Genomic DNA, 26,514 nt, shown 5'->3' with positions numbered 1-26,514 from the left:
CTACTCTCCCGTCGGGTCCGGTTTGCACAAAAGCACGCCGTCCCGGCCGCCACTCAGCGCCTTCTCGGTCAGCTCCTCCAGGGTCAAACGCGGATAATTCAGGACCCGGATCAGCATCGGAAGGTTAACCCCGGCCACTACGCGAACCCGCTTCTGCCCTCGCAGACGGCTCGCAATGTTGCTGGGGGTGGACCCATATACGTCGGTCAGAATCAATACGCCTTCCCCCTGGTCCAGATCGTCCACCATACGCCGCGCGGCCGCCAGTGTGCGGTCGGGGTCGGTGTCCTGCTTTACCGGGAGTACCAGGGTCGACAGCGGACAGATACCCAGCATGTTGGTTGCTGTGTCGAGTAACTCCGAGCCTACCCGGTTGTGGGTAACGATGAATAGCCCTACGGTCATGGTAGTTCCCTGTGACGGGTTGCAACATTGGACCGTGTTCTTCGAAAGTGTTCCGCGAGCCGCTCCGCGAGATATACGGAGCGGTGTTGCCCGCCAGTGCAACCTAGTGCGACGGTCATGTAGTTGCGGTTCTCGGCTTCGAAGTGCGGGATCCAGTCTTCCAGAAAACGCTCGATCTGGCCGAGCATGCGTTCAACGGTCGGCTGCGCCTCCAGATACGCGGCGACTAGCGGGTCCAGTCCGGTGTGCGGGCGCAGCGTCGTCTCCCAGTGCGGATTGGGAAGGCAACGCACGTCGAATACGAAGTCGGCGTCGCTCGGCACGCCATGTTTGTAACCGAACGACTGGAATAAGAGGGACAATGAGCGGACCGGGCGCCGGGCAACCAGCTCCCGAACCAGGTCGCGTAACTGATGCACATTGGTATGGGTGGTATCGAGCTGCATGTCGGCGCGCTCGGCGATGGGATCAAGCAGCCTGCGTTCCAGTTCGATCGCTTCCGCGAGAGTGATATTCTCGCGCGTCAGGGGATGTTTTCGACGGGTCTCACTGAAGCGTTTGAGCAATGTCTCGTCGTCCGCCTGCAGGAAAAAGATCTCGCAGTCGAGCCCGCTCGCCCGCAGGGCGTCCAGTATTTCCGAGAAATGTCCGAGATCCTGGGGCTGGTTGCGCGCATCGACGCCGACCGCTGCCTTCTCGATTCGGGGTTCTCCCTGTGTGCTGAGCTGTTCGGCGAGCGCGCGCAACAATCCCACCGGAAGATTGTCGATACAGTAGTACCCCAGATCTTCCAGGGTGTGCAGCGCGATGCTCTTTCCGGAGCCGGACAGGCCGCTGACGATCACGAGTTTCACGGTTGCCCCTGGTCCACGAAGCGCCGCTGGCGTTCCATGAAGTCGCGTCCTGAATCATAGCCGTTCAGGTAGAGCACATGGCTGCGTACCGCCGCCTCCACCAGCACTGCGAGGTTGCGCCCGGTGGCTACCGGCAGCGTGATCTCCGGGACTTCCACGTCCAGTACCCGGCGCATCCGGCGGTACGGGGACAGGCGATCCATTTCGCGCAGCTTCTTGTTGCCCGCGGGTTGCAGATGGATCAGTAGACGCAAATATTTGTTGCGGCGGATGGCGCCATCGCCGTACATGGCTCGAATGTTGAGCAGGCCGAGACCCCGCACTTCCAAAAAGTCGCGCAGGATCTCCGGGCAGCTGCCGTTTAGGATGTCTGGTGCAATCCTAGAGAACTCCGGCGCGTCGTCCGCGATGAGGCGGTGGCCGCGGCTGATCAGCTCCAGGGCCAGTTCGCTCTTGCCGATGCTGCTGTCGCCAGTGATCAGGACGCCGATCCCCATCACCTCCATGAATACGCCGTGTAGGACCACTTGCTCCGAAAACAAGTGGGCCAGATGATAGCGCAGATTGCTTACGACCTCGTCGCTGGAGCGCGAGCTGACCGCTACCGGAGTGTCGGACTTATCCGCAAGGGTCTTCAGATCCTCGGGCACGGAGCGGCCATCCGCGATTACCAGCAGCGCCGCCCGTGCGGCGATGACCTGCCTGAGGCTGTCATTGCGAGAATTGCGTTGCAGGCCATCGAGGAAGTCCAACTCCTTGGAGCCTAGCACCTGGATACGCCCCGGGTGGATCAGATTGAGGTGGCCCACCAGGCTGGCACTGGGATTTTCGGTCCCTACACAATCGATGAGGCGGGTCGCGCCGGGAGACCCCGCGGCCCACTCCATATCGAGTTTGCTGCGCAGCGCATCAAACAGCTGCTGAACGCTGACGGAGGCGGTCATACCGTTTAGTGCCGGGACTCCCAGTCCAAGATGTGCCGCACCAGTTGGGTGCGGTTCGCGCAATTTCGCAGGCTTGCGCATAGTTCCGTGTCGCTAAACATGGTGGCCAGCCGCGCAAGGATTTGCAGATGCTCGTTGGTCGAATGCTCGGGTACCAGCAGACCGAAGATCAGGTCGACCGGAGCACTGTCCGTGGCATCGAAATCCACGCCCCCTTCGATCTTCATGAAGGCGCCTACCGCACGCGGGCGGTCTTTGAGCCGGCCATGCGGCAGTGCGACGCCGCGCCCCATGCCGGTGCTGCCCAGCCGTTCCCTCTCGACCAGGCTCTCGAACACTTCTGGTTGCGTGAGGTCAGGGAGGTCGCTCGCGATCAGGCCGCCGAGCAATTCCAGCGCGCGCCTTTTGCTGCCGACCTTGATGTTGCAGGCGACGCGGCCCGGTGTGATCAGTTCGGTAATCTGCATTGTGGGCAATGCCATGGGAGGGGGCAAAGGGTCGCGCCCGGCGCGCGCGATCTGCATCTAGCCGCTTTTTGACGCGCCGCTGACGCGATGATCGCCGACTTTCTCCTTGTGCTTTTTGAGCTGCCGATCCAGTTTGTCGGCCAGCGCATCGATGGCCGCGTACATATCTTCGTCTATGGCGTCGGCATGAACGGTTCCGCCGCTGACCTGCAGGGTGGCTTCCGCCTTGTGGCGCAGCTTCTCAACGCTCAGGACGACATGGGTATCTGTTACATGCTCGAAATGGCGCTCCAGACGTTGCATTTTGCTGTCCACGTAGTCACGCAGCGCCGGGGTGAGCTCGATATGGTGTCCGGTCAGGTCGATCTGCATCTTTCTGCTCCTGGGATCAATTGTACGGTACGTCGCCGGCTTCAGCGCAGATGTTTGCGCTCGTTGGAAGGCGGGATGGACATCGCCTCGCGATACTTGGCCACGGTACGGCGCGCGACCGGGATGCCCTCCTTGGAGAGCAACTCAGCGATTTTGCTGTCGCTCAGGGGCTTTTCGGGGCCCTCGGAGCTGATAAGTTTCTTGATTTTTGCCCGGATCGCGGTCGCGGAGCACTCGCCGCCGTCAGCGGTGCCTACGTGGCTGGAGAAAAAGTACTTGAATTCGTAAATGCCCCGCGGTGTGTGCATGTATTTCTGGGTAGTGATGCGGGAAATGGTCGATTCGTGCATGCTGACGGTGTCGGCTACTTCGCGTAACACCAGCGGCCTCATGGACTCATCGCCGTGTTCCAGGAAGGCGCGCTGGCGTTCCACGATACAACTCGCGACCTTCAGCAGGGTCTCATTCCGGTTCTGCAGACTTTTGATGAACCAGCGCGCTTCCTGCAGGTGGTTTTTGAGGTAGTTGTTGTCCGCGCTGTCATCGGCGCGTCGCACCAGGCCGGCGTAATAGGGGTTGACCCGCAGGCGCGGGGTGGATTCTAGATTGAGTTCCACACGCCAGACGTCTTTGTACTTGCGGACGAACACGTCGGGAACAACGTACTCCGGAGGGGGGCCGGCGATCCGGGAGCCGGGCCTGGGATTGAGGGAGCGGATCAGTTCCGCCGCCTGCTCCAGGTCTTCCGCCGAGAGTTTGAGGTGACGCATGATCTGAGCGTAGTCCCGTTTGCCCAGCAGATCCAGGTGGTCCTGAACGATGCGTTTGGCGCCGTCCAGCGCCGGGGTCTCGGGGGCGAACTGTTGGAGTTGCAGCATCAGAGACTCGCGCAGATCGCGCGCGCCACAGCCCACCGGGTCGAAATTCTGGATCCGGTGCAGGACTGCCTCGACCTCCGTCAGTTCCAGGTCCGCTTCGATCTCATCGTTCACGCCCTGGTGGATTTCTTCCAAGGGACTCGACAGATAGCCGTCGTCGTCGATGGCGTCGATGATCGCGATGGCCACCGTGAGGTCGGTGTCACTGAAGGGTGTCAGGTTCATCTGCCACATGAGGTGGTCATGCAGGGTCTCCGAGACGCGGCCCTGAATCTCCGTCTCGCGGGAACCGTCGTCCGATGCGCTGGAATGACTGGCGGGGGTGTCGTAAATATCGTCCCAGGCGCTGTCTACCGGCAGGTCCTCGGGGATGGTCTCCCGCTCCGGGGCGGGCTCGGCGTCAGCACTAGGCTCGCTGCGGGGTCCGGTGTCGGCGTCCATGGCCGCGGTCGCGCCGTTGCCCTCCGTGCCCGCCTCATCCTCGGCCTCGTCAGCGGATTCCAGCATCAGGTTGGAATCCAGGGCGCGCTGGATTTCCAGCTGCAATTCCATCGTGGACATCTGCAACAGGCGGATGGCCTGCTGGAGTTGGGGCGTCATCGCCAGATGCTGGCCGAGACGAAGCTGGATGGATTGTTTCATATTGAAAATTGTTCGCCGAATCGCACGCTTAGACTGGCAGGGGCAATTTTACAGCAATTTCTGTACCAGTACAGAAAACCGCGCTGCCGAGGCGCGGTCCTGCTTCCCGGGTCAGGAGGGTCCATCACAGCCGGAAATGATGTCCCAGGTAGACTTCCCGCACCTGTTGGTTTTCCAGGATATCGGCGGGTGTTCCCTCCGCAATGACCTGCCCTTCGCTGATGATGTAGGCCCGTCCACAGATTCCCAGTGTTTCCCGGACGTTATGATCGGTGACCAGAACGCCGATGCCGCGCTCCTGGAGATGGCCGATGATACGCTGAATGTCCAGGACGGACAGCGGGTCTACCCCGGCGAAGGGTTCGTCCAGCAGCATGAAGCGGGGTTCGGCGGCCAGGGCCCGGGCGATCTCCACGCGCCGTCGCTCGCCCCCGGAGAGGCTGATCCCCAACTGGTCCCGCAGATGCCCGACATGCAACTCCTCCAGGAGGTCCTGGAGGCGCTGTTCCCGTTCCGTCCGGCGCAGCCCGCGACGCGTCTCCAGGATCGCCAGGATATTTTCGCCGACGGTGAGTTTCCGGAATATCGACGCCTCCTGGGGCAGGTAGCCCACGCCGAGGCGGGCGCGCCGGTGCATCGGCAGGTGGGTGATGTCCTGGTCGTCCAGGCAGATCCGCCCGCCATTGCAGGGCACCAGCCCCACCACCATATAAAAGGAAGTGGTCTTACCTGCGCCGTTGGGGCCCAGCAGTCCCACTACCTCGCCGCTGCCGACCTGCACCGACACGCCATTGACCACCGTCCGCGAGTGGTAGCGTTTGATCAGGTTCTCAGCCACCAGCCGACTCATGGTGCCTTGCCCGCGGGCGGCGCGGTGGGTGTTGCTGGCGCCGCCGGTGCCGAAGTCGTGGGCGCGGCGGATGTGGGTCTCTCGGGTGTCGAGGGGGCTGCCGGTGTTGCCGGTGTTGCCGGTGTTGCCGGTGTTGCCGGTGGGGAGGAGGTGGGCGTCGAGGAAGCCGGAGCCGGAGCGGCAGGGCTGGGGGAAGCAGACGGCCCGGACCCGGTGGGAGCCACCGGCGCCGCAGGTGCGGGTGTTGTCCCCTTGTTCACATTGTTGCGCTTGTTGGGCTGCAGCGTGATTTCAACGCGCTGCCCCTGCCCTTGCTGTGAGCTGGCCTTTACCAGATCGAGGCGGCGGTTGTACTCGATGCGCGGGCCGCGGAAGTGGTTTTCGCCCTGGGACAGTTGGGCATCGTTTTCCAACACCACGATGCCCGAGGTCACGTCGTAGTCCACCTGCCGCGCGGAACCGGTGACCAGCTTGCTCTCCGGCTTGGGTTGTTCCTGGAAGCGGACCGGCGCGCCTTCAGCCACCATGCGGCTGATCTTGTCCGCCTTGTGGTCTTTGTCGTGGTAGACGGTGAGGGTGTCGGCCCACAGGTGCAGGCTGCCCTGGGTCAAGATGACGTGGCCCGTGAACACGCTGATCCCCGTATGATCGTTGATGTCGGCGCTGTCGGCCTCCAGGTGGATGGGCTGATCCCGGTCGGTGGGCAGCGCCAGGGCGGTTTGGCTCAGGCATAGCAGCCCGAGGAGCACCAGCAGACTACGAATCGGTGTGGACATAGGTCCCCCGAACCCGGGATAGGAGCAGCACCCGGCCGTCCTTCAGATACGCACGCATTCCCACGCCGCTGATGGTGGCGCCAGCGCTGCGCATGGTCACCAGATCGGCGGTTTCTGCCACTTCCCGGTGGGGCCAGACCTGCAGGTCGCGGGTCTGAATCGTCACGGCGCGCCGTGTTCCCTCCGCTGCCCGGTCGATGTGTACCGTTCCCAACAGGCGCACTTCGTCGCCCGCAGCCAGTACTTGGCCGCGTTCCGCGTGGACCTTCCAGGGGATCGCGCCCGGTTGTGGATACCACCGCAGCCTGGGCTTGGTGAGGTCGGAGCGGTCCGGATCGGGATAGTGCACCAGGGATGGGCTCTGGAGCCGGTACTGCACGGCGCCGTCGGGACCTAGCACCCGCAGCGTAAACGTCGAGAGCCGATAGTCTGGTTCGTGGGGCGCGGCCGGCGCGGGGGGTTCCAGGCTGCGTTGCGCCTGGAACAGCACCCAGCCGGTCAAGACCACCGCCAGGGCCAGGAGCAGGGTGACCAGCGGACCACCACGGGCCTCCATCACAAAAACCGGGCCAGTTGAGCGGCGAGGGTGCCCTGGGCGTCCATGATCAGTTCGCAGACCTCGCGGGCCGCCCCCCGGCCACCGTCGCTGGCGGTCACCCAGTGGGCCTGCGCCGCGACCACGGGGTGGGCATCGCGCACCGCCACGGCGAGTCCCGCACGCCGCATCACCGCTAGATCCACCACATCGTCGCCCACGTAGGCGGTCTGTTCCGAGTGCAGGTGTAGTTGGCCCAGCAGACTTTCATAGGCGGCGACCTTGTCCAGCTGGCCCTGGAACACATGCTGGACCCCCAGGTCCGCCATGCGGTGGCGCACCACGCCGGATTCGCGGCCGGTGATGACTGCGATCTCCACCCCACTTGCCTGCAACATCTTCATACCGTGACCATCGCGGGAGTGAAAGGCCTTGTACTCCCGGCGGTTGTCTCCCAAATAGAGACTGCCGTCCGTGAGCACCCCATCCACGTCGAAAATCAACAGCCGGATCCGGCTTGCCCGCGCGCGCACGTCCTCCGTCACCACATTCGTCGCTCTCCGCCCTGAGTCCGGTTCCGCCCTGCGGGTCCGGCACCCCGGCCGATGCCCGGCCTGCGCCGTGAATCCTACCCCGGCCGGGCGGCGACGTATACCGAAGCGGCGCCGTTTACACCACCCCGGCGCGCAGCAAGTCGTGCATATTGAGCGCCCCGGTGAGGCGGCCGTCGCCATCCACCACCAGCAGGGCGTTGATCTTGTGGGCTTCCATGACCTGGAGACCCTCTGCCGCCAGGATTTCGGGGCGCACCGTCACGCAGTTGCGGGTCATCACACCTTCGATGGGGGTGTTGTGCACGTCCAGCTCCCTGTCCAGTGCGCGGCGCAGGTCGCCGTCGGTGAAGATGCCCACTGCGTGCTGCGCGGCGTTGACTACGGCCGTCATGCCGAGTCCCTTGCGCGTCATTTCCACCAGTGTCTGGCTCAGGGTGCATCCTTCCGGGACCCGTGGAATTTCCTCACCGACGCGCATGATGTCCTCGATGCGCAACAGCAGACGTCGACCCAGGCGTCCGCCGGGATGGGACCGGGCGAAGTCCTCGGCGGTGAAGCCCCGGTACTCTAGCAGGGAGACGGCGAGGGCATCCCCCATCACCAGGGCTGCGGTGGTGCTGGCGGTGGGCGCGAGCCCGAGCGGGCAGGCTTCCTGTTCGACGTGCACATCCAGGTTGGCGGTGGCGGCTTTGGCCAGGGTGGAGTTCGGGTTTCCGGTGAGGCTGATGAGGGGCACCCCCAGGCGCTTGATCAGCGGCAGGAGGGTGATGATCTCGTCGGTCTCGCCGGAATTGGAGATGGCCAATACCACGTCCCGGTGGGTGATCATCCCAAGGTCGCCGTGGCTCGCCTCCCCGGCGTGGACAAACAGTGCGGGGGTCCCCGTGCTGGCCAGGGTGGCGGCGATCTTACCGCCGATATGACCCGACTTACCCAAGCCCAGCACTACCACACGCCCTTCGCAGGCCAGCATTTGCTCACAGGCACGCAGAAAGCTGGCGTCGATCCGTGGCGCCAGTGCGGTGACCGCGGCTGCCTCCGTTTCGATCACCCGCAACGCCAGTTGTCGCAGCTTCGCTTCGTCCATCGACCGTCGTGTGATGCGCCGTGTCCCCGGGAGGGTCCCGACGTCGTGTGCGGGACCGCCCCGGCCCCGTGAGGATGACCGGACTATTGGAACCGATGGCGGCGCCGATGGCAACGGTGCCGACGCGGCGAAAATCGGATCGTGTCCGCGCTAGGCAGGAAGCCGGGGCCGGGCCCATGCGCTTTCAGGGCTGCAGGCGTTCCGGAACGCCGGGCGACCGGCGCAGGCAGTCGTATACGCTGAAATGAGGTTCCCAACCCAGCAGGGTGCGGGCGCGGCCGCAGTCCAGGGCCAGGGAGTGGCGCAGTCCCGCCACCCAACCCGGGGGGCCGGCGATCCCGGTCAGGGGCCAGAGCCCGCGCTGCACCCAGTCGAGCAGGCCCAGTGGGAGCGGGACGGTGAATCGGCGTCCGTGACGGACCAGATCCCGGAATGGCAGCGCCGGTTCCGCTGCGAGGTTGAAGGGCCCCTGCACGTCCCGTAGCAGAGCGGCGACCACGGCGTCTGCCACGTCTTCTTCCCGCACGCACTGCGTCAGGGGCTGGGGATCCGGCAGGCTGGGGAAACACGGCTGCCGGATCAACAGGCGCAGCAGAGGGTGCGCGTTGGGGCCCAGGATGGCGTGAGCGCGCAGGCGTACCACGGCGGTGGCGGGGTGACGGGCGCTGAAGCCGTCCAGCCAGCACTCCAATTCAGCCTTGTCTTCTCCATACTGAAACCCGGGATTCGGGCGTAGCGGATGGTGCTCGGGAATGCGCGGCGGATTGTCGGGCCACGCCCCGTAGACTGCGGCGCTGGAGAGGTGAACGACCCGTTGCAGCCGGTGGCGGGCCGCCGCCTCGAACACCCGGCGGCTGCCGTTCAGGTTGATATCCCGGATCCAGTCCCGGTCCCGGCGTCTCCGTCCCAGGTCCCCCGGCATTACCACGAACGCCAAGTGGATCAGGGCGTCGCAACCCGCGACCAGTGCGTCCAGCTCCGGGGCGCGGATGTCCAGGCGGTGCGCGGCATAGCGAGGGTGTTGGAAACTACCGGGCTGGTGGTCCACCCCGGTCACGAAGCCCACCTCCGGGTGCGCGCACAGCCGCGGTAGCAGCACCCGGGCCAGGTGCCCGGAGCTGCCGGTAACCAGGATCTTCATGGGCCCTGGCCCGACGGATCCGTGGCCGTGTCCCCGGGCGTGGGCAGGAACTGGGGCATCACTCGGGCGGCGATCAGCTCCAGGCAGGTTTGGACCGGCGCAGTGGGCAGCGCGCCCGCTCCCACCGCCAGCAGGACCCGGTTCACCCCGGCCTGTTCAAGGGTGCGCAGCCGCTGGACGCAGTGCTCCGGGTTACCCACTACGACCATTCCCAGCGCCTCCAGGATCGGGAGGCTCACCGCCCGGTCCAGCAGGCCCCGCAGGCGGCCCATACGCCGATAATATTCGTAGCTCCCGTACAGACGTTCCAGCACCCCTCGGGTCTGTTCCAGGAGCGCACGATAGAACCAAGTGATGCCCTCCGCGGCCAGGGCGCGGGCATGGCGGCCATCCTCCATACAAAAGATCCCCACGGTCATTGCTACCCGGGGATTCTCGCCGGGTGACGGTGGTCCCGATCCCCGGTAGTGCTGCCAGTGGCGGCGATAGCGGCGGATGTCTTCCCGGACCATGAACCAGGGTTTGAAGGGCCCCACCAGAACGCCCACCCCGAGGCGCGCCGCCAGTTCAAAACTGTCCGGACTCACGGCGGCGGTCCACAACGGGGGGTGGGGGCGCTGCACCACTTGGGGCACGATGTCCAGGCTGTCGATCGTGAAGTGGCGACCGTGAAAGGTCAGCGGTCCCCCGCGGAACGCGCCGCGCAGGATGCTCAGCGCCTCTTCCGTCAAGCTGCGGCTGTCCTCCATCGTAACGCCGAAGGTGTGGTATTCCCGTGGCGAGAATCCGCGCCCAAAACCGAACTCCACGCGCCCACCGGAGAGGATGTCCAGGGTGGCGATCCGTTCCGCCACTTGCACTGGGTGGTGATAGGGCAGTGGGACAATGCCGTGACCTAAACGCAGTTGCCGGGTACGTTGCGCTGCGGCCGCCAGGAACAGATCCGGTGCGGCGCTGTGGGAGTACGCCGGCATGAAGTGGTGTTCCACCAGCCACGCGGTACCGAACCCCAGTCTATCCGCGAGGACGAGTTCGTCCAGGGTTTCGTGAAAAACCTGGGACTCGGTACGGCCTCCGAACGGTGGAACTGACAACTCATAGAACAAGTCGAACAGCATGAATGGATAGCTCCGTCCTCCGGATGGTTCATTATGGGTGCAAGCGGTGCGGGGATGCCAATCCCGTGCCCGGTTTTCGGCGCCTGCACCGGTTGACTCATTCCGGCGGGTAGCGGACACTAAAGCGCTTTCACGTCACGGATTTTCCTTAACGACGCACGTGTGGGGGCGGGGACGGGTGGCAATCGGACCCGTTGGACCGGCGCAGAGGTGCGGACCATGAATCTCCGGCAATCACCCCGAATGCCGGGATGAACAGTGACGCGTTCGAACTGGATGAATAAGAAAAAGAGCCAGGAAGCCCAGCCGGACCTCGTGGTCCAGACCCGTGGATTGCGGTTCCTGCGCGGCTCCAAGGTCATCTTCGACGGTGTGGATCTGGATATCCGTCGCGGACAGGTCACCGCAATCATGGGGCCCAGCGGGACCGGCAAGACGACTCTGTTGCGCCTGATCGGAGGACAGCTGCGGCCCGACGCCGGCAGTATTGTAGTCGACGGCGAAGAGGTCCCGAAACTATCGGTCAAGGAGCTCTACCGGTTGCGACAGCGCATGGGTATGCTGTTTCAGAGCGGCGCCTTGTTCACGGATTTAAATGCCTTCGAGAATGTCGCATTCCCACTGCGCGAGCACACCCGCCTGCCGGAATCCATCATCCGGGACTTGGTCCTGATGAAGCTGCAGGCCGTGGGTTTGCGCGGGGCGGCGCAGTTGATGCCCGCCGAACTGTCGGGCGGGATGGCGCGGCGCGTGGCGCTGGCACGCGCGATTGCATTGGACCCCATGATGATCATGTACGACGAACCGTTCACCGGCCAGGATCCGATCTCCAAGGGAATCATCGTCCAGCTCGTGCGCCTGCTCAACGATGCCCTCGGACTGACCTCCATTGTGGTTTCCCACGATGTGCATGAAACGGCCGCCATCGCAGACTATATCTACGTGTTGTCCGAAGGCACGGTCGTTGCGCATGGTACGCCGGAGAGCCTGCGCGGTTCGCCGTCCCCGTGGGTGGAGCAGTTCCTCAACGCGCTGCCGGATGGGCCGGTGCCGTTTCACTACCCGGCGTCGGACTACGCGGAAGACCTGCTTGCAGATACGCAGTCAGACGGGCGAGGTGGCCGGCAGTGGAGCTGATCGTTGGTTGGGTGCGGTACCTGGGTCGTGCCGGGCTGGGCTTCTTCGAGCGCCTGGGGCGTGGGAACCTGTTCCTGCTGCGGCTTCTATCCAGCCTGCCGAGCCTAGTCCCACGTTTTAGACTGGTGATCGCCGAACTCTACTCGGTGGGCGTACGTTCGCTGCTGATTATCGTGGTCTCGGGTCTGTTCGTGGGCATGGTGCTGGGGCTGCAAGGTTACAATACCCTCGCGAAGTTCGGGGCGGCCGAATCGCTGGGCGTGTTGGTGGCCTTGTCGCTGGTACGGGAGCTGGGACCGGTGGTGACCGGGCTGTTGTTCGCGGGCCGCGCCGGCACGTCATTGACTGCGGAGATCGGGCTCATGAAGGCTACTGAGCAGCTCTCCAGTATGGAGATGATGGCGGTGGATCCGATCAAGCGTATCCTGGCGCCGCGCTTCATTGCGGGCGTGTTGTCCATGCCGCTACTGGCCGCCATCTTCAGCGCGGTGGGGGTGCTCGGCGGTTATTTTGTCGGGGTGGGGCTGCTGGGGGTGGACAGCGGAGCGTTCTGGGCCCAGATGCAGGCGAACGTGGGTCTGCGCGCCGATATCCTCAATGGAATCATCAAAAGTGTGGTATTCGGTATTGCAGCGGCCTGGATCGCGGTGTTCGAGGGCTACGACGCGGTGCCCACGTCGGAGGGCGTAAGTCGGGCCACAACCCGCACGGTCGTGCATACTGCGTTGGCCGTACTTGCGCTCGATTTCGTGCTGACCGCACTCATGTTCGGGGAGCTGTGAGATGGTGCAGACGAGAACCGTGGAGATCGCCGTCGGAATCTTCGTAGCCGCCGGAATCGGGGCCTTATTCCTGCTTGCGATGAAGGTCAGCAACCTGAGTAGCCTTACGGACCACAGTGGCTATATGGTCACCGCGGAGTTTCAGAACATCGGGGGTCTTAAGGTGCGCGCGCCCGTCACCGTGGCCGGTGTGCGCGTGGGCCGGGTAATTAAGATTGATTACAACAACAAGGACTACGAAGCGGTGGTCAGCATGGTCATCCGTTCGCGCTACGACCGCTTTCCGGTGGATACGTCCGCGTCTATTTATACCGCAGGGTTGCTGGGGGAACAGTACGTCTCTCTGGAGCCGGGCGGTGCCAACACCTACCTCAAGAATGGGGATCGGATTAAACTGACCCAATCGGCATTGATCCTTGAACAGATCATCGGCCAGTATCTGTTCAACAAGGCCAGTGCGAAGTGACCGGGTGGCGTTTTACCCGGGCCCTGACGCGGAGACAGCGAATGAGGCGTTGGATCGGGATAGGGGTGTTTCTGTTGCTGGGCGGAGCCGCTCTGGTGAGCGCCGGGGCGGAGGCCACTGTCGGTGCAGCGGGTGCCATGGGTCCGCAGGCGATGGTACAGCAGACCGGCGAGCGTTTGGTGACGAAGCTGCGCAAGGATCACGATGAGCTCAAGGCCCATCCGGGGCGACTCTATGGATTGGTCTCGGAGCTGCTGGTCCCGCACTTCGATTTTGAGACTATGTCGCGTTACGTCTTGGGCCGCTACTGGCGCACGGCGTCGCCAGCGCAGCGCGATCAGTTCGTCGGTGAATTCCGTACCCTGTTGGTGCGCACTTACGCCACGGCGTTGCTGGAATATCGGGATCAGACCATTCGCTACTTACCCTTCCATGGGGACCTGAGTTCCGGCGATGTCACGGTGCGTTCCGAGGTGGTCCAGCCCGGTGGCCGGAGCATCCCCATCGATTACAGCGTCGACCTCAGAAATGGGGAGTGGCGGGTCTATGACGTGACGGTGGACGGGGTGAGCCTGGTGACCAATTACCGGGGTTCCTTCGCCAGCGAGATCCAGACTGGCGGTCTGGACAAACTGCTCGACAAGCTCAAGCAGCGTAACCAGCAGTTGTCGCAGGCCAAGTGACCGAAACCCGTATCCAACAGGGTGAGGCCGGGCGCCTGCAGGTGGTGGGTGACCTGAGCTTCCAGACCGTTCCCCAGGTCTGGGCGGACTCGGAGGCGGTGTTCCAGAAGGTCCCTCAACTGGAGATCGACCTCCGCGACGTTTCCCGCTCCGACAGCGCCGGGCTGGCCCTGCTGGTGGAGTGGATGCGGCAGGCACGGCGCGCCGGCAAGGTCATCCGTTTCTACAATATTCCCCGGCAGATGCTTGCGATCGCCCGGGTGAGCAGTTTGGACCAGATCCTGCCCTTGGCCCGGGACTGAGCCCCGCGCGGTTCGCTGCGGGCAGGACACAGGCCGGGCCGATGCCATGGTGCAATCCCCGGCTTGCCACTGGAGCGGTCCACCACCTTGATGAATAATGCGGGTTAGCAGCCCACAGGGGCTATTGGACGGCGGTCCCGGCCGGTATCGCGGGCCCGCCGGCGCATCGAACGTAGGGGAGTATCGGTTTTATGGAACCACAAGCGATTCGACAGTTGATCCAGCAGGGTTTCCAAGGCGACCGTGTGGAGGTCACCGGTGACGGCAGTCACTTCGAGGCGTTGATCGTCTCCGAGTCCTTCTCCGGCAAGCCCCTCCTGGAGCGCCACCGGATGGTGTACAGCACCCTGGGAGACCGCATGCGTTCGGAGATCCACGCGCTGTCGATGCGGACCCTCACGCCGGACGAGTGGGCCCGGCAGTCGTGATCTGCGTGCCCGGCGGGACGTGGGGCGTGGCCTGTACCTTCGTGGCTGAGAGCCGGCGCCGTGGATAAACTGATCATCACCGGCGGTCGGCGCCTGGCGGGTGAAATCCGCATTTCGGGGGCCAAGAACGCGGTGCTCCCGATCCTCGCGGCTACCCTGCTGGCGGATGGTCCGATGACCATCAGCAATGTCCCGCACCTCCATGACGTGACCACCACCATGGGTCTGCTGGGGCAAATGGGCGTGTCCCTCACCGTGGATGAGAAGCTCAATATCGAGGTGGATTCCGGCTCCATTCACACCTACCAGGCCCCCTATGAGCTGGTGAAGACCATGCGCGCTTCGATCCTGGTGCTGGGCCCGCTGCTGGCACGCTATGGCCGCGCCGAGGTGTCCCTGCCCGGCGGCTGCGCCATCGGGAGCCGACCGGTCAATCTTCATATCGAAGGCCTCCGGGCGCTGGGTGCGGAGATCCGGGTGGAGGGGGGCTATATCCGAGCCACCGCCAAGCGGCTCAAGGGCGCGCGGCTGATCCTGGACCGGGTCACCGTCACCGGTACCGAGAATCTCATGATGGCGGGGGTCCTGGCCCGCGGCACCACCGTCATCGAAAACGCGGCGTGTGAGCCGGAGGTGATGGATCTGGCGCGGTTTCTGAACGCGATGGGGGCGCGGGTCGAGGGCGCGGGTAGTTCCACCCTCACCATCGAGGGCGTCGATACCCTGCGTGGTACTCACCACCATGTTCTCCCCGATCGAATCGAGACCGGGACGTTCCTGGTGGCGGCAGCCATCACTGGCGGACGGATCAAGTTGAAGGATACCCGGCCGGATCTGTTGGACGCCGTGCTGGCCAAACTCGCGGACGCCGGTGCCCGCATCGATACCGGTACCGACTGGATTGAATTGACCATGGAAGGCCGGCCCCGGGCCGTGGATCTGTGCACTGCCCCCTATCCCGGCTTTCCTACGGACATGCAGGCCCAATTCACGGCGCTCAATCTGGTGGCGGAGGGCGTCGGCGCCATCACCGAGACGGTATTCGAGAACCGCTTCATGCACGTCTACGAGATGCAGCGCATGGGCGCCGATGTGCGCGTGGAGGGTAATATCGCCATCAGCCGGGGGGTGCCGCGGCTGACCGGTGCACCGGTGATGGCTACCGACCTGCGTGCCTCCGCGAGCCTCATTCTGGCGGGGCTGGCCGCCGAGGGGACCACCGTGGTGGACCGGATCTATCACATCGATCGAGGCTACGAGTGTATCGAGGAAAAGCTGGCGCAGCTTGGTGCGCGGATCCGCCGGGTACCCGGGGAACGCCGCGCCGCCAGCGCCTGAGACCCGCTCAGGAGTCGGTCCGGGACTGCCCGGCGACGATGGTACAATCCGGCCCATGACCGAAGCCCTGACCATCGCCGTGTCCAAAGGACGCATCCTTACGGAGGCGCTGCCGCTGCTCGCCGCTGCCGGCATCGTGCCCACCGAGGATCCGGTGCACAGTCGCCGCCTGATCCTTCCTACCAGCCAACCCGGGGTGCAACTGGTGGTGATTCGGGCCACGGACGTGCCCACCTACGTCCAGTACGGAGCGGCGGATCTGGGGATTACCGGCAAGGACGTGTTGCTGGAGCATGGTGGCAGCGGCTTGTACGAGCCCCTAGACCTGGAGATCGCCCGCTGCCGTTTGATGGTGGCGGGGGTGGCCGGGGCGGTGCACAACGGCGGCGCGCGCCTGCGGGTGGCCACAAAATATATAGTTACCACGCGCCGGTACTTTGCCGGGAAGTGCCAGCAGGTGGAGGTCATCAAGCTCTATGGGTCCATGGAGCTGGCGCCGCTGGTGGGGCTCGCGGACCGGATCGTGGACCTGGTGGATACTGGCGGGACGCTGCAGGCCAACGGCCTGGTGCCCCTGGAACACATCGCAGACATCAGTTCCCGGGTGATCGTGAACAAGGCGTCCATGAAGATGAAGCACGACCTGGTGAAGGCGCTGCTGCGGGATCTGGAGACGGCGGTGGCCCGGCGCGCCGCAGACGCGGCACGGAACGCGACCGGGCGCTGACGATGCTGCGCCCGCACCGGTTCCCGTACGGATGACCATGATGTCCGATATCCCGCGACTGAATACGCAAGCCCCCGGATTCTGGAGCCGCCTGGAGGCGCTGCTTGCCTGGGACGTGGATGAGGACGAATCCGTCGAGCGGGCCGTGCGTTCGATCCTCGCGGACGTGCGCCGTACCGGCGACGAAGCGCTATTGGAATATACCCGCCGCTTCGACCGGCGTGTGGTGACCAGCGCCGCAGAACTGGAGCTGCCCCGCGCGCGCCTGAAGGCTGCCGCGGACGCTGTTGGGGCGACGGAACGCGCGGCCCTGGAGCACGCCGCCCTGCGGTTGCAGGCCTATGCGGAACACCAAAAGCTCACGTCCTGGAGCTATACCGAGCAGGACGGTACCGTCCTCGGCCAGTTGGTTACGCCACTGGACCGAGTAGGGATCTACGTCCCCGGCGGAAAGGCCGCCTATCCGTCCACAGTGTTGATGAATGCGATACCCGCCCGGGTGGCCGGCGTGCCGGAGGTGGTTATGGCAGTGCCGGCGCCGGAGGGGGTGTGCAATGACCTGGTGCTGGCCGCTGCCGTCGTGGCTGGCGTGGACCGGGTGTTCACCATCGGCGGCGCCCAGGCGGTGGCCGCCCTGGCCTACGGTACCGCCACCGTGCCCCGGGTGGACAAGATCGTCGGTCCTGGCAACCGGTACGTGGCGACCGCCAAAGGACTGGTCTACGGCACCGTGGGCATCGACATGATCGCAGGGCCCTCGGAGATCCTGGTGATCTGCGACGGGGGCACCGATCCGGAATGGATCGCCATGGACCTGTTCTCCCAGGCCGAGCACGACGAGGACGCCCAGGCCCTGCTGGTGTGTCCCGACGGCGCTTTTCTGGAGGCGGTGGCCGATGCCGCTGCACGGCTGCTCCCGGGACTGGAGCGCGCCGCCATCATCCAGCGCTCCTGGTCCCGACGCGGCGCCCTGATCCAGACCCGTGATTTGGACGAGGCGCTCGAGGTGGCCAACTTCGTGGCGCCGGAGCACCTGGAGTTGTCGGTGGAGGAACCGATGGATTTGGTACCCCGGGTCCGTCACGCGGGCGCCGTGTTCCTGGGGCGTTATACCCCCGAGGCCCTGGGCGACTACTGTGCCGGGCCCAACCATGTGCTGCCCACCGCGCGTACCGCCCGGTTCTCCTCTCCGCTGGGGGTCTACGATTTCCAGAAGCGCAGCAGCCTCATCGGCTGTTCACCCGCGGGGGCCGCCGCGCTGGGGCGTACCGCGGCGGCCTTGGCCCGAGGCGAGGGCCTGACGGCCCATGCCCGCTCGGCGGAATACCGCATGGAAAAGAAGAAGTAGTCCCTGTTTAGCGCAAATGGCACTTGCTTATGCGCATAGCATACAAAATGGCCACGGGAGTAAGCCATGCCTGCTTGCTTCCGTGCTCGTTAGTAAGCGGTTTTGAACGGCTGGAGTTAAGTAAGCGCTATTCCACGCCAAGGCTGGAATACGCCGCCCCTGGAGGCTCGACCGCCCGGTGAACGATTCGAAGATCCTTACGCCGTTGCAGCAGCGCGTTACCCGCTGGATCCGGCCTGCGATTCAGGAGTTGCGCGCCTACGCGGTGCCAGCTTCCGGCGAACGCATCAAGCTGGACGCCATGGAAAATCCCTACACTTGGCCCGAAATTCTGGTGGAGGCGTGGCTGGGGGAGATGCGCCAGCTGAGTCTCAACCGCTATCCGGATCCAGCGGCGCGACAGTTAAAGATGCAACTGCGCCAAGCCCTGGGGATCCCTGCAGCGGCCGACCTGATGTTGGGCAACGGCTCCGACGAACTGATTCAGATGATTGCCCTGGCAGTGGCTGAGCCCGGCCGTGTGGTGCTGGCGCCGGAGCCGACCTTCGTGATGTACCGGATGGTGGCGCAGGTGCTGGGCCTGAGGTACGTCGGGGTCCCGCTGGCGCCGGACTTCGCGCTGGATCGCGCCGCGATGGAGGCGGCGATTGAGCGCCATCAGCCGGCCGTCGTGTTCCTATCCTATCCCAATAATCCCACGGGCAACCTGTTCGACCCGGCCGTCATAGAGGCGGTCATCCGCTGCTCGCCAGGGCTGGTGGTGGTGGATGAGGCATACGCCGCCTTCACCGCCGCCGGCGAAGACGGCGCCGAGGCCAGTTGTCTGGACTGGCTGGGCCGGTTCGAAAATTTGCTCGTGTTGCGGACCGTATCCAAGATGGGATTGGCGGGGTTGCGGCTCGGTATCCTGGCGGGCCCGAAGCCGTGGCTCCAGGAGATCGACAAGACCCGCCTGCCCTACAATATCAGCGTTCTGACCCAGGCCAGCGCCATCTTCGCCCTGGGGCACTGGTCCGTCCTTCAGGCCCAGACTGCGCAGGTGCGCCGCGACCGCGAGGCCCTCTGCCGGGAACTCGCGGCGGTGGCGGGAGTAACGGTACATCCGAGCCGCGCCAATTTTCTCCTGTTCCGGGTGCCGGCGGGTCGTGCGGACGGGGTGCATGTCGCCCTGGACCGCGCCGGCGTGTTGATCAAGAACCTCCACAGCGCCGGTGGGGTCCTGACCGATTGCTTGCGGGTTACAGTGGGTACCCCAGAGGAAAACCAAGCGTTTCTGCGCGCCTTGCCCAAGGCCCTGCAGGAAGCGGCCGTCGCCCCGTGAGGATCTTGAAAGTCGTTCCGGTGGGTCAGCCGCGCGGCGACGAGGGACGCCGCTGTAACACCGCGGTGATGTCGAAGAACCGGCCGTCCCGCAGTCCCTGGATCTGGATCTTGGTGCCCGGTGTCTGGCGCGCGATGTGATTCAACGCATCGCGGGCGTCCTTAACCGCTTGGCCGTTGATATTGGTGATCACGTCGCCGAGCCGGACCCCGGCCTGATCCGCCGCGCCGCCATGGGCCACACCGGCCACTACGAAACCCTGCGGGCTGTTCATTCCGAAGGACTCCGCCAGGGCCGGCGTGAGGTCCTGGGCGTCGATCCCCAGCCAGCCGCGCACCACGGAGCCGTGCTCGATGATCTGCGTCAGGACGTTGGTGGCGAGGCGTGCTGGGATGGCGAATCCGATCCCCTGGGAGCCGCCGCTGCGGGTGAAGATCGCGGTGTTGATCCCGACCAACTGACCATAGGCGTTGATCAGGGCCCCGCCAGAGTTGCCGGGGTTGATCGCCGCGTCGGTCTGGATGAAGTCCTCGAAGGTGTTCAGGCCCAGGGCGTGGCGCCCCGTCGCGCTGACGATGCCTTGCGTTACGGTCTGACCCACGCCGAAGGGGTTGCCGATGGCCAGCACCACGTCCCCGACCCGCAGTCCTCGGGAATTGCCGATGACGATGACCGGCAACTTGTCGAGGTTGATCCGCAACACCGCCAGGTCGGTCTCCGGATCCGTCCCCACCACCTGGGCGTTTCCGGTGCGCCCGTCCGAAAGCTGGACCTGAATCTCGTCGGCGCCGTCGATCACGTGGTTGTTGGTCAGCACATAGCCTTGGGCGCTGACCAGTACACCGGAGCCCAGGCTGGTTTGCAGACGCGGGTGTGGCACCGCGAGCTGTTCGCCGAAGAAATGCTGGAACAAGGGGTCGTCCAGCAGCGGGTTGCGGCGTTGGGTCACCACCTTGGCGGAATAGACGTTGACCACTGCCGGCGCGGCGCGTTGCACCGCATCGGCGTAGGACACCGGCGCCGTGTCCGGTGGCTGCGCTGGGCTGCCTGTCGGGGCCGCTGGTGCTTCCCGCACCTGCACCACCGGGCGCGTACCCGGGAACAGGTCAGGCTTGAGGGTCACCAGGGCGACGCCGGCGGCGAGCCCGATGAACCCCCATACCAGGACGAAGCGGACGACGTCGCGAGCTCGCATGTGCAGGGACCTATCCGACGGGGGTACAGGGTCCAGAGGGTAGCAACCACGGAGGCCGTGCTGCGCCATCGGATCCATCCGCTAACGCTAATGTGCACTGTATCATCAATCTCTGCCTTGGTCCTTCACGGGGGGCCGCGTTTTCACCCGTTCCAGTCCGTCGACAGCATGCCATGCCATCGGCGCGCACGCGGGAAGATCTCGGGGCGTGAGGGTCAGCGGCAGCGCAAGGAGGGATCTGGGACGAGGTTAAGCATCCCACTATCGGAGCCTGCGGAACAACCACAGTCCGGTGCCCAGCAACAGGGTCGCTGGCGCCATGGCGGTGAGTGCCGGGTTCAGGTTGAGCAGGAGTCCCAGATAGCCGGAGATCTGGTTGGCCAGGTAGAAGGCGAGCCCCACGGCCCCGCCCAGGGTCATGCGCAGCCCGGTATTGGCGCTGCGCAGGGGCCCGAAGACGAACGGAATAGCGATCAGAATCATGGCGGCGGTGGCTAGGGGCATGCTCAGAATGGTCCAGAATGCCAGCTCGTAGTGGTCCGCGTTTTGTCCCCGGGCCTTGAGATACCGGATGTATTGATACAGATCCGAGAGCGACAGGCTCTGGATCGGCAGCTCCAGCAGTTCCATTTGTTGTACCTGCAGGAACGAGTGCCAGGGCAACTCAGCGAGGTGCTCGGTGGAGACCCCCTGGGCGGTGATGGTTTTGCGTACCACGCCGGTGAGTAGCCAATCGTGCGGATTTACGACGTCGGCGCGACGTGCATGCAGGAAGGTGCGCAGCTGCCCCGCTTGGTCGAATTCGTAGATGTCGATGTCCGCGGGGATCCGATCGTGTTCGATGTTCCGCACATTCAGGAACTGGGTGGCATCCCGGGACCAGAACGCGTGTTCGGTGCGCAGGTCACTGGACGCGTTGATTTCCGCGGCGCGGCGCGTCTGGGCGAACTGCTCCACCGGGGGTACCATGTACTGTGCCATGAGCAGGATGATCGCCATCAGCGCAGCGCCGGCCTTGAATACCGCGCCGCTGATCCGCAACGCCGAGACACCGGTGGCCTGCATCGCTACCAGTTCGGTGCCGGTAGCCAGCGTGCCCAGGCCCACCAGGGTACCGAGCAGCGCGGTGACCGGAACCAGCTGCAATACCCGGTTCGGAATGGTCAGTGCGACGTAGATCAATGCGTTGATCAGGTGGTAATGACCACGCCCGATGTCATCCATTTCCTCGAGGAATTGCTGCAGGCTCAGCACACTCGCCAGGATCAGCATCACGATCAGGCAGCCCCGGGCCACGTTGCGGGTGATGTAGCGGTCCAGTTGCCTCATGGCGCGCGGGTCCCGGTGGCCGCTGCGGCCCGGGCGCGCCGCCAGCGCAGCGGCGCCGTCTTGCGCAAATAGCCCAGGGGTTCCATCTGAGGTTCCTTGAGATGGAGGACGAGTCGCTTCACACGGATGACGCGATCCGCGTCTCCGTTGCGTGCGAGATCATGCCGATGCGCATCGCGCAGCAGCACCCGTGCGTCGTAGTGCGCGGCGCGGAGAGGCTTGCTGCGCATAGAGGACTTGGGTGCGTTCGTCATGCTCGCGCTGGAGAAACAGGGCGGTGGTGCGGTTCGCGCAGATCACCACCAGGGCCAAACAGGTGGCCGGCAGCGGCTTGCGGATCTCGCGCACCAGATAGCGGGTGATGATCAAGATATTGACCCGGACGTTGGAGGCGGGAGCCGGTGGACGTGCAGCGCGGCCCCATGGCATGGGGACCCCTACGCCAATTCCTTTTGGTAGACGCGGTAGCGCTTATAGGCCACGCCGCCTATGCCCTCGATAACCGCGCGCATCCGTAGGTTTGTCTCCAGTATCCAGGACAGTTCCATCATGTCGATGCCGCGCCGGCGTACCGGCGCGACCAGCGAGTTGATCACCATGTAGGCCAGCGTCGGACCCAGCAGGCTATTCTGGTAGCGCTTGCTTACCCCCAGCAGCGGGACCCGCCCGCTCGTGGGACACCGGACCTTGAGCCGCCAGAGTAGTTTCAACCAGCCCAAGGGCAGCAGCCGTCCGTTCAGGTCGCGGATCGCGTCATTGAGGTTCGGCAGCGCCACGGCCATGGCCACCGGTTCACCACCGGCCTCGGCGATCTGGATGAAGTCGTCATCCAGGAGGAGTTTCAGGTTGCGGCCGAGTTCCTTGAACTCGGCCTCGGTGAAGGGAATGAATCCCCAATTCCCGGACCAGGCGTCGTTGAAGATCCCACGCAGGATCTCCACCTCTTCATCGAAGCGCTCGCGGCGCAGCGGCCGTACCCGTATGCGCTGGTCCATGCGGCGTGCCAGCGCCTGCATGGCGGGTGGCGCGGCGAAGTCTGTGCGCAGGCGGTAGGCGAGCAGGTCCATGACCTTTGCGTAACCGTTGGCCTCCACCCGCGGGCCGTAATAGGACCGCGCATGGCCCATCATCACCATCGGGGGTGTGTCGAATCCTTCTACCAGCAGGCCGGATTCTTCATTGATGGAGAGGTTGAAGGGGCCGCGTACCCGCCGCATTCCCTGGGCGCGCAGCCAATGCTCCGCGGTGTCCAACAGGGCGGTGAAGACCTCCGGGTCATCGTGCGCTTCCAGCATACCGAAAAATCCGGTGGCGTCCTGATGGGTCTCGAGGTGCAATTGGTCCACCTGCGCCGTGATCCGTCCCACCGGGCGGCGCCCGCGCCGGGCGATCCAGGCCTGACAGGTCGCGTGCTGAAAGTAGGGGTTGCGCGCAGAGAGGTGCTCGCGGCGTTCCAGGAGCAGGGGTTGGATCCACGCCGGATCGTCCGCGTAGATCCCCCGCAGCAGCCCGAGGAACTCGGCGCGCCCGCGCCGCCCCTCCACCGGTTCGACGTGCAGCGCCAGTGCTTGGTGGGATGGAGCGGTCAAAGCGCGCCGTTCACGCGCCGCTATCGGGGCCGGCCGCGTGTGGTGCGGCCGGAGGATCACCGGTGCGCTCCGCGGCCCTGAATCGTTGCGTCACCCATGGATAGCGCGTGCATTCCTCGCCGGTGTAGCCCAGGTTGAAAACCGTGGCACTCCTCGGGATCTCACAGGCCGCGTTGTGGTAGGTGCCCGCGACGCGGTCCCAGAGGAAATTGGTGATACCGAAATTGGCGTTCTCGTTGTGGAAATGGTGCATCAGATGCAGCCGTTTGATGCGCCGCAGAAAACCGCTGCGCGGCGTATAGTGCAGGTGCTGAATGCAGTGGCAGTATTCATAGAAGATCGTGGTGGCGAGCCCCGCGGTGAACGCCGCCGCCGCGCCGTTCACGCCGCCGATCAGGACGCCCAGCGGCAGAGTCACGCCCGCGACCGTGGGCAGTGTGGTGTGCAGCGCTCCGAATAGGACCCGCAGGTCATGGGGGTCCTGGTGGTGATCGAAATGTACCCGCTTCCACATCGCCGCGGTCCAGGGGGATCGGTACAAGAAGCGGCCGTGGAGTACGAACCGGTGTATCAGGTACCAGGCCAGGGGATAGACCACAACCCCGAGCGCCGCGGCTGCCAGGATCCGGGTTCCGCGGACGTTCGGGGGCAGGTTGCCCCAGAGTAGTGCCACCGCAGCGCTGGCCACCAGCAGGGCGGCGTAGACCTGGATCGCGGGGTACTGCAGGTAGGCGACCGTGAGTTCCCCCAGCCCCATGCGGTCCAGGTGGTGCTTGCGGCCTTGCCAAAACGTGTAACCCATCCCGACCTCGCGGCTTGAAAACGTGGTAGGCTGGCTATTCTACCGTGGGCAACCCTCGATGGGTCAATCGTTGTAATCCCGTGTAAGATGAAAGTCGGCCAGTCGACTAAACCCGGTACTCCCGGGAGTGGTCCGAGCGGTCGTGGGGCCGTGGCGGGGTCTGGCCGGGGGTTTATGGGGAGGGTCCCTCAAGGCACACGTCCCCCCGCCGAAAATTATCTTGCATCCCGGGAGCTTGGCTGGCCTTGTAACGATATGGTACGATCAGGCGCGGCGAGGAAGGGTGGCGGCGGTTTTTTGTCGGTCGGTGCCCTCTTGTCGCTGGACTGGGGACACGGCGTGTCCGCAGTCGAGATAGGGCGCCGCGCACGCACCAGGGAGTCTGGGGGCTTTGTCAATCGGTTTTCGTGGGTGGAACAACGGCGGGCATTGCTCGGCTCACCCCTGCGGGGCAGTTCGGGACGGCGGGCTGTTCCCAGCGATGGTGGCCGTAGTGGCGTGGCGGTTCCTCGCGTTCGGCGCGCGCGGCTGCGGCCTCCCGTGGCGGAGGCGACCGGCAGCGGGCGCCCAAGGATGCCGGCGTCAACCGGTGCGGGATCGGTGCTGCGCGGTGCCGCTGCTGCCCGGTGTACCGTCTTTGTGTAATCTGCGTTTTACAAGGAGAGCCTGAGGTGGGCGTACAACCGACTCGAACGATACATGCACTGCCCCTTCGGGCAGGGGACTTTACCAGCCTATCGGAGTCCCTTGATTACGCAGCCCAGGGTGAAACCGGGGTCAACTTCTATACCGGCGGCGGCGTGTTGTATGCCTCTCTTCCTTACTGCGAGTTGCGCGAGCAGGCGCGGACGCTGGCGCGCCGTTTGCTGAGTCTCGGTTTGGAACGGGGGTCGCGAGCCGCGCTGGTAGCCGCTACCGGGCCGGAATTCATCCGCTTCTTCTTCGCCTGTCAGTACGCGGGCTTGGTACCGGTGCCGCTACCGGTCTCCATCCGGCTCGGTGGCCATCGGGCGTATGTGTCACAACTGCAGAACCTGCTGCGGGGCTGCCGGGCCTCGATCGCCATGGCGCCTGCGGGGTTGCTCGAGTTTTTAAACGAGGCGGTCACCGACGAACTGGGACTTCGGCGATACGGAAGCGCCGAGTCCTACGACGCGCTTCCCGAGCAGAGCGGTACGCTTCAGCCCCTGGGCGCGGACGAGATGGCCTATATCCAATACACTTCCGGCAGCACCCGGTTTCCCCGCGGCGTGGTGATCTCACAGCGCCAGGTGATGAGCAACCTTGCCTGTATCATTCGGGACGGCCTGCAGATCGGTTCAGAGGATCGTTGCATGTCGTGGTTGCCCTACTACCATGACATGGGAATGGTCGGCTTCGTGTTGGCGCCGCTGGCCGCCCAGCGCTCGGTGGACTACCTGGATACCCACGAATTCGCCATGCGGCCGCGGTGCTGGCTGGATCTGATGGCCCGTAATCGTGCCACCGTCTCCTTCAGTCCGCCATTCGGATACGAGTTGTGTGCACGCCGGGTCAGCGCCGACGACGCCGCCAGATACGATCTCAGCGCGTGGCGTGTGGCGGGTGTCGGAGCGGAAACCATTCGTCCCGAGACCTTGGAGAAGTTCGCCGAGGCGTTGGAGCTCAGCGGGTTCAAGGCCACCGCGTTCCTGCCTTGCTATGGCATGGCGGAGTGTTCCCTGGGCATCAGTTTCACCTCCCTGGGACGTGGCCTCGAAGTGGATCGCGTGGACGCTGACCACCTCGCTGCTGAACATGTCGCCGTACCGGCCGGTCCCGACACTTCGCGGGCCAGTGGGTTCGTGAAGTGTGGCCCCCCGCTTCCGGGACACGAGGTTGTGATCCGGGATCCCCAGGGGCATTCCCTTCCGGAGCGCCACGCCGGTGCTATCACAGTGCGGGGGCCCAGCGTCATGTCCGGGTATTTCGAGGAGCCGGAACTGACCCGCGCCTGCCTCTCATCGGACGGCTGGCTGGACACCGGAGACCTGGGCTACATCGTGGACGGCAACGTGGTGATTACCGGGCGCAAGTCTGATCTGATCATCGTCAACGGCCGCAATATCTGGCCGCAGGATCTGGAATACCTCGGCGAACAGCAGGAAGAGGTCCGCCCCGGTGACGCCTCTGCGTTTTCGGTTCCGGGCCCGGACGGCCGCGATCGGGTCGTGGTGGTGATTCAGTGCCGGGTCGCGGACCCGGCACGGCGTACGACCCTGGTCCGGCGCCTGCACCGGCTGATCCACGAGATGCTTGGTATCGACAGCATCATTGAGCTGGTGCCTCCGCATACCCTCCCGCGCACTTCTTCCGGGAAGCTTTCGCGTTCCGCGGCGCGCCGTGATTACCTGCGCCGTTTGGATGAGGCCGAGGAGATGGAGCCGTCCACTGGCCCCGCAGAAGCGGCGCTAGGCGGTTAGCCC

At 64.8% G+C, this 26,514-nt stretch carries 30 protein-coding genes; 11 read left to right on the top strand and 19 right to left on the bottom strand.

From position 1 onward, the window contains the following. The 13 genes from B7Z66_01815 to B7Z66_01755 all read right to left on the bottom strand — a co-directional run bounded on the left by B7Z66_01815 (position 1) and on the right by B7Z66_01755 (position 10,623). Positions 1 to 405 (bottom strand): PTS fructose transporter subunit IIA, encoded by a 405-nt coding sequence (locus B7Z66_01815; GenBank protein OYV78298.1) that lies wholly within the window; start codon positions 403 to 405, stop codon positions 1 to 3. Beyond that, positions 402 to 1,259: an RNase adaptor protein RapZ gene (locus B7Z66_01810; protein ID OYV78297.1), complete on the bottom strand. Its 858-nt coding sequence runs from the start codon at positions 1,257 to 1,259 to the stop codon at positions 402 to 404. The genes B7Z66_01815 and B7Z66_01810 overlap by 4 nt, the downstream gene beginning before the upstream one ends. Continuing rightward, a complete protein-coding gene (locus B7Z66_01805; GenBank protein ID OYV78296.1) occupies positions 1,256 to 2,203 on the bottom strand; it encodes a hypothetical protein in 948 nt (315 codons plus the stop codon). The genes B7Z66_01810 and B7Z66_01805 overlap by 4 nt, the downstream gene beginning before the upstream one ends. A gap of 5 nt (positions 2,204 to 2,208) precedes the next feature. After that, entirely contained in the window at positions 2,209 to 2,670 is a 462-nt protein-coding gene (locus tag B7Z66_01800; protein ID OYV78406.1) for a PTS sugar transporter subunit IIA, read from the bottom strand. Positions 2,671 to 2,727: 57 nt separating this feature from the next. Continuing rightward, a complete protein-coding gene (locus tag B7Z66_01795; protein ID OYV78295.1) occupies positions 2,728 to 3,042 on the bottom strand; it encodes a ribosomal subunit interface protein in 315 nt (104 codons plus the stop codon). Positions 3,043 to 3,083: 41 nt separating this feature from the next. Next, positions 3,084 to 4,562, bottom strand: coding sequence for an RNA polymerase factor sigma-54 (locus tag B7Z66_01790; protein OYV78294.1), 1,479 nt, complete (start codon positions 4,560 to 4,562; stop codon positions 3,084 to 3,086). Between the two features lie 124 nt (positions 4,563 to 4,686). Then, positions 4,687 to 5,412 carry an LPS export ABC transporter ATP-binding protein gene (locus B7Z66_01785; protein OYV78293.1) on the bottom strand — a complete coding sequence of 242 codons (726 nt, stop codon included), beginning with the start codon at positions 5,410 to 5,412 and terminating at the stop codon, positions 4,687 to 4,689. Continuing rightward, positions 5,409 to 6,188: a lipopolysaccharide transport periplasmic protein LptA gene (locus B7Z66_01780; GenBank protein OYV78292.1), complete on the bottom strand. Its 780-nt coding sequence runs from the start codon at positions 6,186 to 6,188 to the stop codon at positions 5,409 to 5,411. The genes B7Z66_01785 and B7Z66_01780 overlap by 4 nt, the downstream gene beginning before the upstream one ends. Next, positions 6,169 to 6,744 (bottom strand): LPS export ABC transporter periplasmic protein LptC, encoded by a 576-nt coding sequence (locus B7Z66_01775; protein OYV78291.1) that lies wholly within the window; start codon positions 6,742 to 6,744, stop codon positions 6,169 to 6,171. The genes B7Z66_01780 and B7Z66_01775 overlap by 20 nt, the downstream gene beginning before the upstream one ends. Further along, positions 6,744 to 7,457, bottom strand: coding sequence for a hypothetical protein (locus tag B7Z66_01770; protein OYV78290.1), 714 nt, complete (start codon positions 7,455 to 7,457; stop codon positions 6,744 to 6,746). The genes B7Z66_01775 and B7Z66_01770 overlap by 1 nt, the downstream gene beginning before the upstream one ends. After that, a complete protein-coding gene (locus B7Z66_01765; GenBank protein ID OYV78289.1) occupies positions 7,393 to 8,364 on the bottom strand; it encodes a D-arabinose 5-phosphate isomerase in 972 nt (323 codons plus the stop codon). The genes B7Z66_01770 and B7Z66_01765 overlap by 65 nt, the downstream gene beginning before the upstream one ends. 184 nt (positions 8,365 to 8,548) lie before the next feature. Beyond that, positions 8,549 to 9,505 carry a hypothetical protein gene (locus B7Z66_01760; protein ID OYV78288.1) on the bottom strand — a complete coding sequence of 319 codons (957 nt, stop codon included), beginning with the start codon at positions 9,503 to 9,505 and terminating at the stop codon, positions 8,549 to 8,551. Then, entirely contained in the window at positions 9,502 to 10,623 is a 1,122-nt protein-coding gene (locus B7Z66_01755; protein ID OYV78287.1) for a monooxygenase, read from the bottom strand. The genes B7Z66_01760 and B7Z66_01755 overlap by 4 nt, the downstream gene beginning before the upstream one ends. Positions 10,624 to 10,899: 276 nt before the next feature. On the opposite strand from B7Z66_01755, the gene B7Z66_01750 reads away from it, so the two are divergent. The 10 genes from B7Z66_01750 to B7Z66_01705 all read left to right on the top strand — a co-directional run bounded on the left by B7Z66_01750 (position 10,900) and on the right by B7Z66_01705 (position 19,155). Next, positions 10,900 to 11,760, top strand: a complete 861-nt coding sequence (locus B7Z66_01750; protein ID OYV78286.1) for a phospholipid ABC transporter ATP-binding protein MlaF — start codon at positions 10,900 to 10,902, stop codon at positions 11,758 to 11,760. Then, positions 11,757 to 12,542 carry an ABC transporter permease gene (locus tag B7Z66_01745; GenBank protein ID OYV78405.1) on the top strand — a complete coding sequence of 262 codons (786 nt, stop codon included), beginning with the start codon at positions 11,757 to 11,759 and terminating at the stop codon, positions 12,540 to 12,542. Before B7Z66_01750 ends, B7Z66_01745 begins: the two co-directional genes overlap by 4 nt. A gap of 1 nt (position 12,543) precedes the next feature. After that, on the top strand, positions 12,544 to 13,008 hold the full coding sequence (locus tag B7Z66_01740) for an outer membrane lipid asymmetry maintenance protein MlaD (GenBank protein OYV78285.1): 465 nt from the start codon (positions 12,544 to 12,546) through the stop codon (positions 13,006 to 13,008). A gap of 41 nt (positions 13,009 to 13,049) precedes the next feature. After that, complete coding sequence (locus B7Z66_01735) at positions 13,050 to 13,691, top strand: hypothetical protein (protein ID OYV78284.1); 642 nt, start codon at positions 13,050 to 13,052, stop codon at positions 13,689 to 13,691. Positions 13,692 to 13,702: 11 nt separating this feature from the next. Beyond that, positions 13,703 to 13,993 (top strand): hypothetical protein, encoded by a 291-nt coding sequence (locus B7Z66_01730; GenBank protein OYV78404.1) that lies wholly within the window; start codon positions 13,703 to 13,705, stop codon positions 13,991 to 13,993. 191 nt (positions 13,994 to 14,184) lie between these two features. Further along, complete coding sequence (locus tag B7Z66_01725; protein ID OYV78283.1) at positions 14,185 to 14,421, top strand: BolA family transcriptional regulator; 237 nt, start codon at positions 14,185 to 14,187, stop codon at positions 14,419 to 14,421. A gap of 60 nt (positions 14,422 to 14,481) precedes the next feature. After that, on the top strand, positions 14,482 to 15,759 hold the full coding sequence (locus B7Z66_01720) for a UDP-N-acetylglucosamine 1-carboxyvinyltransferase (GenBank protein OYV78282.1): 1,278 nt from the start codon (positions 14,482 to 14,484) through the stop codon (positions 15,757 to 15,759). A gap of 55 nt (positions 15,760 to 15,814) precedes the next feature. Continuing rightward, positions 15,815 to 16,486 carry an ATP phosphoribosyltransferase gene (locus tag B7Z66_01715; GenBank protein OYV78281.1) on the top strand — a complete coding sequence of 224 codons (672 nt, stop codon included), beginning with the start codon at positions 15,815 to 15,817 and terminating at the stop codon, positions 16,484 to 16,486. Positions 16,487 to 16,526: 40 nt separating this feature from the next. Then, positions 16,527 to 17,834, top strand: a complete 1,308-nt coding sequence (locus B7Z66_01710; GenBank protein OYV78403.1) for a histidinol dehydrogenase — start codon at positions 16,527 to 16,529, stop codon at positions 17,832 to 17,834. Positions 17,835 to 18,039: 205 nt separating this feature from the next. Further along, positions 18,040 to 19,155 (top strand): histidinol-phosphate transaminase, encoded by a 1,116-nt coding sequence (locus B7Z66_01705; GenBank protein OYV78402.1) that lies wholly within the window; start codon positions 18,040 to 18,042, stop codon positions 19,153 to 19,155. 25 nt (positions 19,156 to 19,180) lie between these two features. Here the strand turns inward: B7Z66_01705 and B7Z66_01700 are convergent, their stop codons facing one another. The 6 genes from B7Z66_01700 to B7Z66_01675 form a co-directional block, all read right to left on the bottom strand. Next, positions 19,181 to 20,350 (bottom strand): transcriptional regulator, encoded by a 1,170-nt coding sequence (locus tag B7Z66_01700; GenBank protein ID OYV78280.1) that lies wholly within the window; start codon positions 20,348 to 20,350, stop codon positions 19,181 to 19,183. A 261-nt stretch (positions 20,351 to 20,611) separates the two neighbouring features. Further along, positions 20,612 to 21,679 (bottom strand): LPS export ABC transporter permease LptG, encoded by a 1,068-nt coding sequence (locus tag B7Z66_01695; GenBank protein OYV78279.1) that lies wholly within the window; start codon positions 21,677 to 21,679, stop codon positions 20,612 to 20,614. Next, positions 21,676 to 21,867 (bottom strand): hypothetical protein, encoded by a 192-nt coding sequence (locus B7Z66_01690; protein ID OYV78278.1) that lies wholly within the window; start codon positions 21,865 to 21,867, stop codon positions 21,676 to 21,678. Before B7Z66_01690 ends, B7Z66_01695 begins: the two co-directional genes overlap by 4 nt. After that, positions 21,839 to 22,108 (bottom strand): hypothetical protein, encoded by a 270-nt coding sequence (locus B7Z66_01685; GenBank protein ID OYV78277.1) that lies wholly within the window; start codon positions 22,106 to 22,108, stop codon positions 21,839 to 21,841. Before B7Z66_01685 ends, B7Z66_01690 begins: the two co-directional genes overlap by 29 nt. Before the next feature lie 8 nt (positions 22,109 to 22,116). After that, positions 22,117 to 23,223: an N-acetyltransferase gene (locus B7Z66_01680; protein OYV78401.1), complete on the bottom strand. Its 1,107-nt coding sequence runs from the start codon at positions 23,221 to 23,223 to the stop codon at positions 22,117 to 22,119. Between the two features lie 55 nt (positions 23,224 to 23,278). After that, positions 23,279 to 24,025, bottom strand: coding sequence for a fatty acid hydroxylase (locus B7Z66_01675; protein OYV78400.1), 747 nt, complete (start codon positions 24,023 to 24,025; stop codon positions 23,279 to 23,281). 716 nt (positions 24,026 to 24,741) lie between these two features. Between B7Z66_01675 and B7Z66_01670 the strand changes: the two genes are divergently transcribed. Continuing rightward, positions 24,742 to 26,511, top strand: a complete 1,770-nt coding sequence (locus B7Z66_01670; protein ID OYV78276.1) for an acyl-CoA synthetase — start codon at positions 24,742 to 24,744, stop codon at positions 26,509 to 26,511. Positions 26,512 to 26,514: the final 3 nt, after the last annotated feature.

Source organism: Chromatiales bacterium 21-64-14 (assembly GCA_002255365.1).
Taxonomy (GTDB): Bacteria; Pseudomonadota; Gammaproteobacteria; order 21-64-14; family 21-64-14; genus 21-64-14.
The sequence above is the reverse complement of the archived record's forward strand: the minus strand, read 5'-3'. Positions and strand labels throughout refer to the sequence as shown.

What these genes read in the sequence shown, in the direction of transcription:
- B7Z66_01770 (OYV78290.1), bottom strand. Translation starts at nt 7,457, where the DNA reads ATGGCGACGGCCGCCTCACCGGGGCGCTCAATATGCACGACTTGCTGC.
- B7Z66_01750 (OYV78286.1), top strand. Translation starts at nt 10,900, where the DNA reads ATGAATAAGAAAAAGAGCCAGGAAGCCCAGCCGGACCTCGTGGTCCAG.
- B7Z66_01795 (OYV78295.1), bottom strand. Translation starts at nt 3,042, where the DNA reads ATGCAGATCGACCTGACCGGACACCATATCGAGCTCACCCCGGCGCTG.
- B7Z66_01740 (OYV78285.1), top strand. Translation starts at nt 12,544, where the DNA reads ATGGTGCAGACGAGAACCGTGGAGATCGCCGTCGGAATCTTCGTAGCC.
- B7Z66_01800 (OYV78406.1), bottom strand. Translation starts at nt 2,670, where the DNA reads ATGCAGATTACCGAACTGATCACACCGGGCCGCGTCGCCTGCAACATC.
- B7Z66_01805 (OYV78296.1), bottom strand. Translation starts at nt 2,203, where the DNA reads ATGACCGCCTCCGTCAGCGTTCAGCAGCTGTTTGATGCGCTGCGCAGC.
- B7Z66_01725 (OYV78283.1), top strand. Translation starts at nt 14,185, where the DNA reads ATGGAACCACAAGCGATTCGACAGTTGATCCAGCAGGGTTTCCAAGGC.
- B7Z66_01710 (OYV78403.1), top strand. Translation starts at nt 16,527, where the DNA reads ATGTCCGATATCCCGCGACTGAATACGCAAGCCCCCGGATTCTGGAGC.
- B7Z66_01780 (OYV78292.1), bottom strand. Translation starts at nt 6,188, where the DNA reads ATGTCCACACCGATTCGTAGTCTGCTGGTGCTCCTCGGGCTGCTATGC.
- B7Z66_01760 (OYV78288.1), bottom strand. Translation starts at nt 9,505, where the DNA reads ATGAAGATCCTGGTTACCGGCAGCTCCGGGCACCTGGCCCGGGTGCTG.
- B7Z66_01695 (OYV78279.1), bottom strand. Translation starts at nt 21,679, where the DNA reads ATGAGGCAACTGGACCGCTACATCACCCGCAACGTGGCCCGGGGCTGC.
- B7Z66_01675 (OYV78400.1), bottom strand. Translation starts at nt 24,025, where the DNA reads ATGGGGCTGGGGGAACTCACGGTCGCCTACCTGCAGTACCCCGCGATC.
- B7Z66_01755 (OYV78287.1), bottom strand. Translation starts at nt 10,623, where the DNA reads ATGCTGTTCGACTTGTTCTATGAGTTGTCAGTTCCACCGTTCGGAGGC.
- B7Z66_01715 (OYV78281.1), top strand. Translation starts at nt 15,815, where the DNA reads ATGACCGAAGCCCTGACCATCGCCGTGTCCAAAGGACGCATCCTTACG.
- B7Z66_01685 (OYV78277.1), bottom strand. Translation starts at nt 22,108, where the DNA reads ATGCCATGGGGCCGCGCTGCACGTCCACCGGCTCCCGCCTCCAACGTC.
- B7Z66_01790 (OYV78294.1), bottom strand. Translation starts at nt 4,562, where the DNA reads ATGAAACAATCCATCCAGCTTCGTCTCGGCCAGCATCTGGCGATGACG.
- B7Z66_01775 (OYV78291.1), bottom strand. Translation starts at nt 6,744, where the DNA reads ATGGAGGCCCGTGGTGGTCCGCTGGTCACCCTGCTCCTGGCCCTGGCG.
- B7Z66_01815 (OYV78298.1), bottom strand. Translation starts at nt 405, where the DNA reads ATGACCGTAGGGCTATTCATCGTTACCCACAACCGGGTAGGCTCGGAG.
- B7Z66_01765 (OYV78289.1), bottom strand. Translation starts at nt 8,364, where the DNA reads ATGGACGAAGCGAAGCTGCGACAACTGGCGTTGCGGGTGATCGAAACG.
- B7Z66_01735 (OYV78284.1), top strand. Translation starts at nt 13,050, where the DNA reads ATGAGGCGTTGGATCGGGATAGGGGTGTTTCTGTTGCTGGGCGGAGCC.
- B7Z66_01700 (OYV78280.1), bottom strand. Translation starts at nt 20,350, where the DNA reads ATGCGAGCTCGCGACGTCGTCCGCTTCGTCCTGGTATGGGGGTTCATC.
- B7Z66_01785 (OYV78293.1), bottom strand. Translation starts at nt 5,412, where the DNA reads ATGAGTCGGCTGGTGGCTGAGAACCTGATCAAACGCTACCACTCGCGG.